At 50.6% G+C, this 7,970-nt stretch carries 7 protein-coding genes and 1 pseudogene; 1 reads left to right on the top strand and 7 read right to left on the bottom strand.

Going from position 1 to position 7,970, the window contains the following annotated elements:
• Window positions 1–87 precede the first annotated feature (87 nt).
• Window positions 88–228: pseudogene (locus AACS24_RS07940) on the bottom strand (IS3 family transposase); the annotation flags it as partial.
• Window positions 229–420: 192 nt separating this feature from the next.
• A complete protein-coding gene (locus tag AACS24_RS07945) occupies window positions 421–2,067 on the bottom strand; it encodes a hypothetical protein (RefSeq protein WP_108570380.1) in 1,647 nt (548 codons plus the stop codon).
• Window positions 2,068–2,172: 105 nt separating this feature from the next.
• Here AACS24_RS07945 and AACS24_RS07950 point away from each other — a divergent pair, with 105 nt between their 5' ends.
• On the top strand, window positions 2,173–2,544 hold the full coding sequence (locus AACS24_RS07950; RefSeq protein WP_108570381.1) for a hypothetical protein: 372 nt from the start codon (window positions 2,173–2,175) through the stop codon (window positions 2,542–2,544).
• Between the two features lie 242 nt (window positions 2,545–2,786).
• Here the strand turns inward: AACS24_RS07950 and AACS24_RS07955 are convergent, their stop codons facing one another.
• The 5 genes from AACS24_RS07955 to AACS24_RS07975 form a co-directional block, all read right to left on the bottom strand.
• Entirely contained in the window at window positions 2,787–3,008 is a 222-nt protein-coding gene (locus AACS24_RS07955) for a hypothetical protein (RefSeq protein ID WP_146181405.1), read from the bottom strand.
• Window positions 3,005–3,289, bottom strand: a complete 285-nt coding sequence (locus tag AACS24_RS07960) for an MGMT family protein (RefSeq protein WP_108570383.1) — start codon at window positions 3,287–3,289, stop codon at window positions 3,005–3,007. Before AACS24_RS07960 ends, AACS24_RS07955 begins: the two co-directional genes overlap by 4 nt.
• Entirely contained in the window at window positions 3,286–6,459 is a 3,174-nt protein-coding gene (locus tag AACS24_RS07965) for a type I restriction endonuclease subunit R (RefSeq protein ID WP_181364130.1), read from the bottom strand. The genes AACS24_RS07960 and AACS24_RS07965 overlap by 4 nt, the downstream gene beginning before the upstream one ends.
• Window positions 6,460–6,493: 34 nt before the next feature.
• Window positions 6,494–6,994 carry a DUF1643 domain-containing protein gene (locus AACS24_RS07970; RefSeq protein ID WP_108570385.1) on the bottom strand — a complete coding sequence of 167 codons (501 nt, stop codon included), beginning with the start codon at window positions 6,992–6,994 and terminating at the stop codon, window positions 6,494–6,496.
• A partial coding sequence (locus AACS24_RS07975; protein ID WP_219927718.1) for a restriction endonuclease subunit S occupies window positions 6,991–7,970 on the bottom strand: 980 nt, incomplete at its 5' end. The genes AACS24_RS07970 and AACS24_RS07975, both read right to left, overlap by 4 nt.

A 7,970-nucleotide genomic window follows, 5' to 3' on the forward strand; every position in this document is an offset into this window, starting at 1 on the left:
GTGGCTTGTTTTGTTTGGCGACTAATGAGATCGCACAAACTGGACTGAGTTCCCTTCCTCCAGTGATCTACTATTCGGAACAGCTATTTAGACACTTTCGAGCCGTTCAAAATATTGTTTTTCACACTCTACTGGCGATAGCCCATTGTTGAAACTGTGCCGACGTTTGGGGTTGTAAAACATTTCAATGTAATCGAACACATCCTGCCGAGCCTCCTCTGTGATGGAGAGGTGACAGTCTGGCAGCTCAGTCCAACCAACAGACGAGTCGATGATGAAGGTGCTGTACCTGACTCAGAACCGGAATAACAAAGAAATGGATCATGCCCATCCGGGATTGGAAACAGGCCATAGCGCAATTCATGATTCTGTTCGACGAACGACTCGGGCAGTAATTAGCAGCCAGTTACACAAAGACATTTACGATCTCTGAATAACGCCCCTACCTAACGCCAAAACTAATTCTTTGCAGCGGGGATCGCACTGAAATCTGATGATCGTGTCATTAATGTTTAACCCCACTAATAAATAAAGATCCTCTAGTATTTCAACAGCATCACTGTAGGTTAACCGCTTGGAGAAAGGCAAGGCGTGTTGTGTACGCAAGATGTTTTTATCCAGTCCATTCTTAAAGATGGGAAATAAGTCCGTTGTAGTACTACAATTACCGTCACAGACAGTAAGTGCTACTTGCATTATTTCCGTCAGTTTTTTAAACGGATCAACCTGATAATTTACATGATGCAGGTTAAACTCTCTGAACAAGCGCAATAGCATCTGCTCATTGTCATCCAACTGGGAAAAAAATGTGAGCCCTTTCTCACTTTTAAAGGGCAATAAAAATATCTCATCTGGAAGCGTCATGATCAACTGCGCGATATCATTATCAAATTGGTTGTGCTGCATTTTTCCTTCTATTGCCCAATGTAGGACAATTTTATGTAACAGGTTATAAGCGCGGAAACGCCCCGTATGTGCCTGTTCTGCAATCTGTTCGAACGTCTGACTAAAATGAAATGCCCTTTCTACATCGCCGTGTTCAATATGATGATGCATTAACCAATAATGCATAAATCCATTACCCAGCAGGGACAGGTCGGAGGCGAAAATATCGATTTCAACCAAGAAGTTATCGAGCGACTTGATTTCTGGCCAATCCGTGTCGACGCCAAATCTTGCCGCGATATCTAGAATACCAGGATAAAACGCCTCTAGGTTAGGAACAATATATTCATCCAGCGCTAATAATAGATCATGCCCCTCCCACTGAAATAAGCTCATGCTGTGGTCCTGCAGTAAAACAGCCGCAATACTGTTATGCAGGACCATCAAATCACTGGCGGGGTTCTGGCTACATGCATTCAAAAAGTCTCGAACCAACAAAATGTAATCACTTTTCCCTTCCTCTTCAAGACGCCTGATGATCATCACCGCGTTATAACAGGCAGAGACTGATGCGTGAATTTGTTCACGCTGTGGATGTGATAATGCATGCAACTCTTGGTCTAGGATCGCCAGATTGGCGTTAATTACCATCCGGCTTTGAATACTATCACCACGAATATTGTTTACCGCCTGCGTGAACTGCGGCACCTTCACTTCATATTGATATTGGGCCTTTATAGCCTCCTTTGCCCAACGAGCGCGATCAGCTGGAGCTTCCTGTATGCCCCAGCTCGGCAATAACGTACCGATATGATGGATAGCATAATGCTGATTTCGTTCGTCGCGAAAATGATAGAGCAGCGCGGCAAGCATCGGCCCGAAAACAAACTGCCAGTAAACTTCCAGCGCCCTGGCTGGTTCGAGACCTGTTTCATAGGGGGCTTCATTCAGCGTGCAGAAAAAACGCTGCACGTTGCCAAGGTAATCCTTTAAGCCCGCATGTTCCTCATGTGCGAGGAAAGAAAGCAGACGCGGCGTCATCGTGGCGTAGGCCAACTGATGCCTGGGAAGCGTGCGGTGATCTTTATATGCCAGCTTTTCATTGCGCGGTAGCTTCTGCGCAACATCTAGCGAGTCATGCAGAGCGGCAAAAATTTCCAGCATGCTGGGTGGTTTGAACATTGCTTATCCCAATTTCGCGGCAGACGCGTCTGCCCAGATGAATAAACTATCAGTCTAAAGCGAGGCACCAATAAAGGCATTTTCTTTTAGTCAATGAGGTGGAATATGAATAGTAAAATTGACAGTATCGTGGTCAGCGGCCAGATGGTTTGCGATGAATTTCATACTGCAGTAGGGGCGATTCGCATCTATCGCCGCGATGACCGCGCGGGTAAGCAAGCGCGCTGGGGCGGCCATACCAACTGGGGCTATTCGGGTTACTACCTTGCCAGCATCTACGATGGCGAACGCTGGCGTAAGTTGCAGTTCAATAAGCTAGTTTCTTACGAGGACCGTTCGTATGAACGAGCCATGGAATGTCCGCGCCTGGAAGCGTATCTGGGTAACGTGATTGCACGCTGGCGTGGGTTGGTAGCACGCTACGATGCGACCAGCAAAAGTTTCCGTATTCTGCCAATTGAACTGAATATAGATTAACGAAATCTGGGCCTAGTGCCCCCCGCCCCCAGTTTGCCACGAGATTATTTACTGTCCCCCGCTGCGGCGGGGTGTACAGGTCTAGTTAACCTGAGATCGGTTTAAACCCGCAGCATCACGGATTGCTCTTCGGATGACCACCAAAGTCGCAACACACTACGCAACAAAACCCGATTGAATCCCTGTCGTAACTGCAAACGCTGGAGCACTCCTGTCGCCACGACATGTGTGTCGAACAAGGGCTACATGAGCAGGAGCTCATACCCCTGCTCCTCAACCTCTTGATAAAACCATGACTGAAGAGCATGGATTTCTTCACGCGTACGCTCCATAGGAATGCGAGCCAGATAGGCCATCCAGAGATCTTCAACTGAGGGGGTCTGGCTCCATTGCTTGGCTTGAAACACTAAAGAACCGATATCATGGATTCGGCTTGGTAAGCGAAAGCAATCCTGTCCCATCACTCTCTCACCTCTTTGAGTGGCAACAGCCAACCTTCTTCCTTCAGCTGATCCGCCTGTCCGTTTACATCAACGACGCTCCCATCAGCCCCTACCACTCGGTTGGTCCAAATCGCATGACGAACATCTGCTGCCACGGCAGCCTTCAGCATGGAGGCAATAGCTTGAGTGCCATTGTCATGGCCATAAAAATGCCGCGAAAGCACCTTATAGCTGGTCACGCTGCCTGCCGGCACCACAACCTTGAGGTGGGCTAACAGGTCTTCCCAGTTCAGACTACTCATAGATTCCCTTGTAATGGCTTACCAAGTCGATGGAACAACAAATCCAGGATAACCCCTTGGATGATATTGGCCGCCTCGGGCCGAGAGAGGTAGTCCAGCGACATGCCATTCTGGATATCCATCCGCTCGATCACGGCCGCATCAACCGCCTTGGGATAGTCACCCAGCATGATGGCGTCGCGGGGGTTATTTCGCACCTGATCCATCAAGGGCTGGTTTTCCGCAATCTTGCTGGCCATCCCCTGTAGCCAATCCAGCTTGTCCCCATCAGTCACCTCTGTACCGAACAGATCGTTCAATTGCTCCAAGATGTGAGAGAGGAAGTCTTTCTTCTCTTCTTTTGCTTTGGCACTGCCGAGCGCCGAGATGCCCTGCAAACCATTGCCGCTTGCATCAGCTTTGAGCTTGAGATCCTGAGTTCGCTTGGCCTTGAGGTTGTAATGGCTCAGCAACACTTGAGAGAGATCAATCTCGTCCTCCTCCAGCACCTCCTGACGCAACATCGGCAGCAGGTGGCGGGCGAACACGCAGAGCCGCTCCAATGATTCGTCATCAAAGGCGGTGATCTGGGAGACAAACTCATAGAACCGCACATAGCTATTGAGATCTTTCTTGAAGAGATCGAGCTCGCCCCGGGCTTCGGTCGCTTCTTTGACCCGCCGTTCGGCATTTACCTTATCAGTCGCAGATCCCCCTTCCCGCTCGATGCGTTTGAGCATCTGGCGACACTCCCGCACAGCTTCACTGGCCAGCTTGTAACGCTTGGTGAACCGTTCGACAGCCGGTTTGATATAACCGGGCAAGGCTTCGGCCCCACGCTTGGGATCGAAATAGGCATCGCTAAACGCCTCCACCTCGCTCCAGGTAAAGATGCCCGTCGCTTTCAGCTTGTGGAACAGGTCATAGACTAGATTGGGATCGGAGACGGTATCGAGGGTGGCTGTCTCAAAATATTTTTGGAACTCCTCCAGCACATCCTGCGGATCATTCACGAAATCGAGCACAAAGGTGCTCTCCTTGCCAGGATAGGTGCGGTTGAGGCGAGAAAGGGTCTGGATGCAGTCCACTCCTGTCAGCTTCTTGTCCACATACATGGCACACAGCTTGGGCTGATCGAAACCGGTCTGAAACTTGTTGGCCACCAGCATCACCTGATAGTCGTGGGTATCGAATGCCTTACGCATGTCCCGCCCATTAAGCTCGGGGTTCATGTTCCGCTCGTTAAAGCTCTGCCCTTCCTCTTCGATGTCGCCAGAGAACGCCACCATGGCACGAATAGCACCATAGCCCTGCTCTGTTACATACTTGTCGAACGCCAGCTTGTAGCGAACCGCCTCCAGCCGACTCGACGTCACAACCATCGCCTTGGCCTGCCCTCCCAGAAGATTGGCCACGTTGGTGCGGAAATGCTCAACGATGATCGCCACTTTCTGGCCGATATTGTGCGGGTGTAGCCGCACCCACTTGGATAGCCTGATGCGAGCCTTCTTGGCATCCACTTCCTTATCTGCCTCCTCTGCCTTCATGGCGAGTTTGTAGGCAAGCGAATAGTTGGTGTAGTTCTTCAGCACGTCGAGGATAAAACCCTCCTCGATCGCCTGACGCATGGAGTAAACATGAAATGGCTTGGGCTTGTTATCCGGGCCAAGCGGCATCGCCGGGTTCGCTGGGCGGCCAAACAGCTCCAGCGTTTTACCCTTCGGGGTTGCCGTAAAGGCGAAGTAGCTGATGTTCTGACTGCCACCGCGAGCGGCCAGCGTCATGTTCATCACATCTTCGCCACTGAGCTCCTCTTCCCCATCCAGCTGCTCGGCCATCAATACCTCACGCAACTGACGCGCCGTGCTGCCGGTCTGGCTTGAATGCGCCTCATCGGCAACCACCGCAAAGCGAGAGCCTTTCAGCGTGGTCGACTCCTGAATAGCCTTGAGCACATGAGGGAAGGTTTGAATGGTGACGATGATGATGGGCGTGCCACTGGCCAGTGCATCGGTAAGCTGTGCTGACTTGGAGCCATCTCCCTCTTCACGGTTGATGCGGCTCACTACCCCATCAGCATGGTCAAACTGGGCAATGGTCTCTTGCAACTGGCTGTCGAGCACCGTTCTATCGGTAATCACAATCACCGAATTGAACAACTTCTCCCCTTTATCTAGGTAGAGCGAGGCCAGCTGATGGGTCAGCCAGGCAATAGAGTTGGATTTGCCAGACCCCGCCGAGTGCTGGATCAGGTACTTCTGACCAGCCCCCTCCTGCCCCACCGTGGCCAACAAATTCTGAACCACTTTCCACTGGTGATAGCGAGGAAAAATCATCGTCTCTTTCTTATTCTGCCGCCCCAGCTCATCCTCTTCCACCTTGACCTCAAGGTGCAGATAGCGGCTCAGTATCCGCAGGAAGTTATCCGGTTGCAGGATCTCTTGCCACAGATAACCGGTAGCAATACCCTCCTCACCATTCACTGGCAAGGGCTGATCATTGCCCGCCCCACCCTCACGGGTGCCCTGGTTAAATGGCAGGAAGAAAGTCGAGTCGCCCGCCAGTTTGGTGGTCATCGCCACCTCGAACTGATTCACTGCAAAGTGCACCAGCGCCCCGCGGCGAAAACTCAGTAGTGGTTCATCACGCCCATTGGTCTTGGGCAAACGATCTTCCCGATACTGTTTCTTGGCATTCTCCAGCGACTGCTTGAAGCAAGATTTGAGCTCCAGTGTCGCTACCGGGATGCCGTTCAAAAAGAGGGTCAGATCGATACGGCCATCATAGCCATGGGGGCTATAGACTAACTCGGGCACAACCCGCAGCCGGTTGGCTTGATAACGAACCAGAAGCTCGGGATTCAAGTCATGATCAGGCTTGAAGCTGACGACCTTGAGTCGATGGCCGCGATCTTCAATCTGATTACGCAGCAGCCACAGGGTTCCCCCCTCACTGCGTTTAAGCTGGCGTACCGCACCGTCCAGCAAGTGGCGTTCCGGCTGCTCGCCATAGGTCTTGCAGAATTTCTGCCACCCCTCAGGCTGGCTCTCTTGCACAAAGGCGATCAAGTCTTCCGGGTAGAGTGCTCGCTCTTTATCGTAGTGAAACGACTCGCCCACCAACCAGCCCGAAGCAGCCAGCTGCTCGATAATATGGTCTTGAAAAGCCTTTTCCCGTGCTTTGTTATCCATTGTTATTTCACTTCCGTTTAATCGATAACATACCCTATTTAGTCCACTTAATTGGGGTGAGGGTACTCTTGAGATAAAGAGGGTGAGCAGGTTCCCCCGATTGATTCAGTTTCAGATAATGCAGTTCAGTTAAAAAGCCTCGGACGTGGGATGAACGTTGCTTAAAAGCCCCATGATTCCCCCATGCAGCCACTACCACCCCTGCTTTATTAGCGAGCTCGGTAAGCCAATCATTATTGGCAATACCAATCGGCTCTACGGCTACTTTCATATCATCAGGGTCGGTAGCCCGATAGGCGAAGAGGTTGGCCATCACCAAGCCACCATAGCCCCAGCTTTTTGAAAAACCAATGCAACGGCGAATAGTAGGGTCATCCTCTGTCTCATCTGCAGTGGATGGGTTCAGTCCAATAAACAGGGCATAAGGTTTGCTGCTATCCCATACCCGACTTAAGGCGTAGCGGTAACAACGACACTCAGAAAGCACAGCATGGCTGGCAAGTTGAGGGTATTGCAAAGCACTAGAAAGCGTCATGCGGTTACCTCATTGTCACTAGGTGGAGTCCAGCCCCGTAGGTCGATCTTGCCGGTCACTGCGGCGGAAATCAGGGCGATGCGGCGTTCTTGCATCAAATCAATGGTACATTTAGCCTTAGTATTCAGCATGTCCAACTTATCGCATTGGTCGCGAATCCAGCTCGCGAGCTGGATTTGTTCATCTAAAGGTGGCAAAGGTATTTTTAATTGTTTGTAATCACCGAGCCCAAATCTCTTTCTAGTAGACTCGACGCTGATATCATCAACAATTGCCTTTCCATACGTTGAGTTGAGCAAGCACGATAAATAATAAGCATCACAAAGCTGCTTGTTCACTCGAATTCTGACAACGTCCTGAGTAATTATTGCCTCTGGTTCGGAGTTGGGGTAAATACAAGCTTCGCCAGGAGGAGAACCTACTTTCGCCACCAAAACATCACCAGGTTCAACCTTACATACATTCAGCTGCTTGGCTTTTTTGGGTGTAACACAATCTGTGCTTTTACGATAGTAGCCGGAAGGTTTCACATCTCTAATGTAGATTACTGGAACACCTTCTTGTGTTAATTCATTTGAAAGCAAATCACTGCCGAATGGTCCATTTACAAAACTGCCTCTATTTTGCTCGGCTACAGCACCAAGCTTAAAGTTATGGATCCAATGCTCCGGCACTTGGCCGAGCCACTCGATGCCGGAGTCTTTCATGGGGGCGTTGGGGTTGAGGCCCTTGGTGACGGCGTGGGAGATCACCGCCTGCCGCTTCTCCTTGAGCAGCTCAATCAGTTGCTGTTGCTTGGCAATCAGCTGATCAATCCGAGCGGTTTCATAGTCGAGGAAGGCTGCAATTGTGCGTTGCTCTTCACATGAGGGGACAGGAAAAACCATCTCGTTAAATTCATCGGTTCCTAGACGCCATCTTCCCAAGTGAGATGCTCCTTGCCCCATATGGAAGAATAATCTCAGCTGATATCCCA

The sequence above is a fragment of the Aeromonas sp. HMWF016 genome (genome assembly GCF_963878195.1).
Lineage (GTDB): Bacteria > Pseudomonadota > Gammaproteobacteria > Enterobacterales > Aeromonadaceae > Aeromonas > Aeromonas lacus.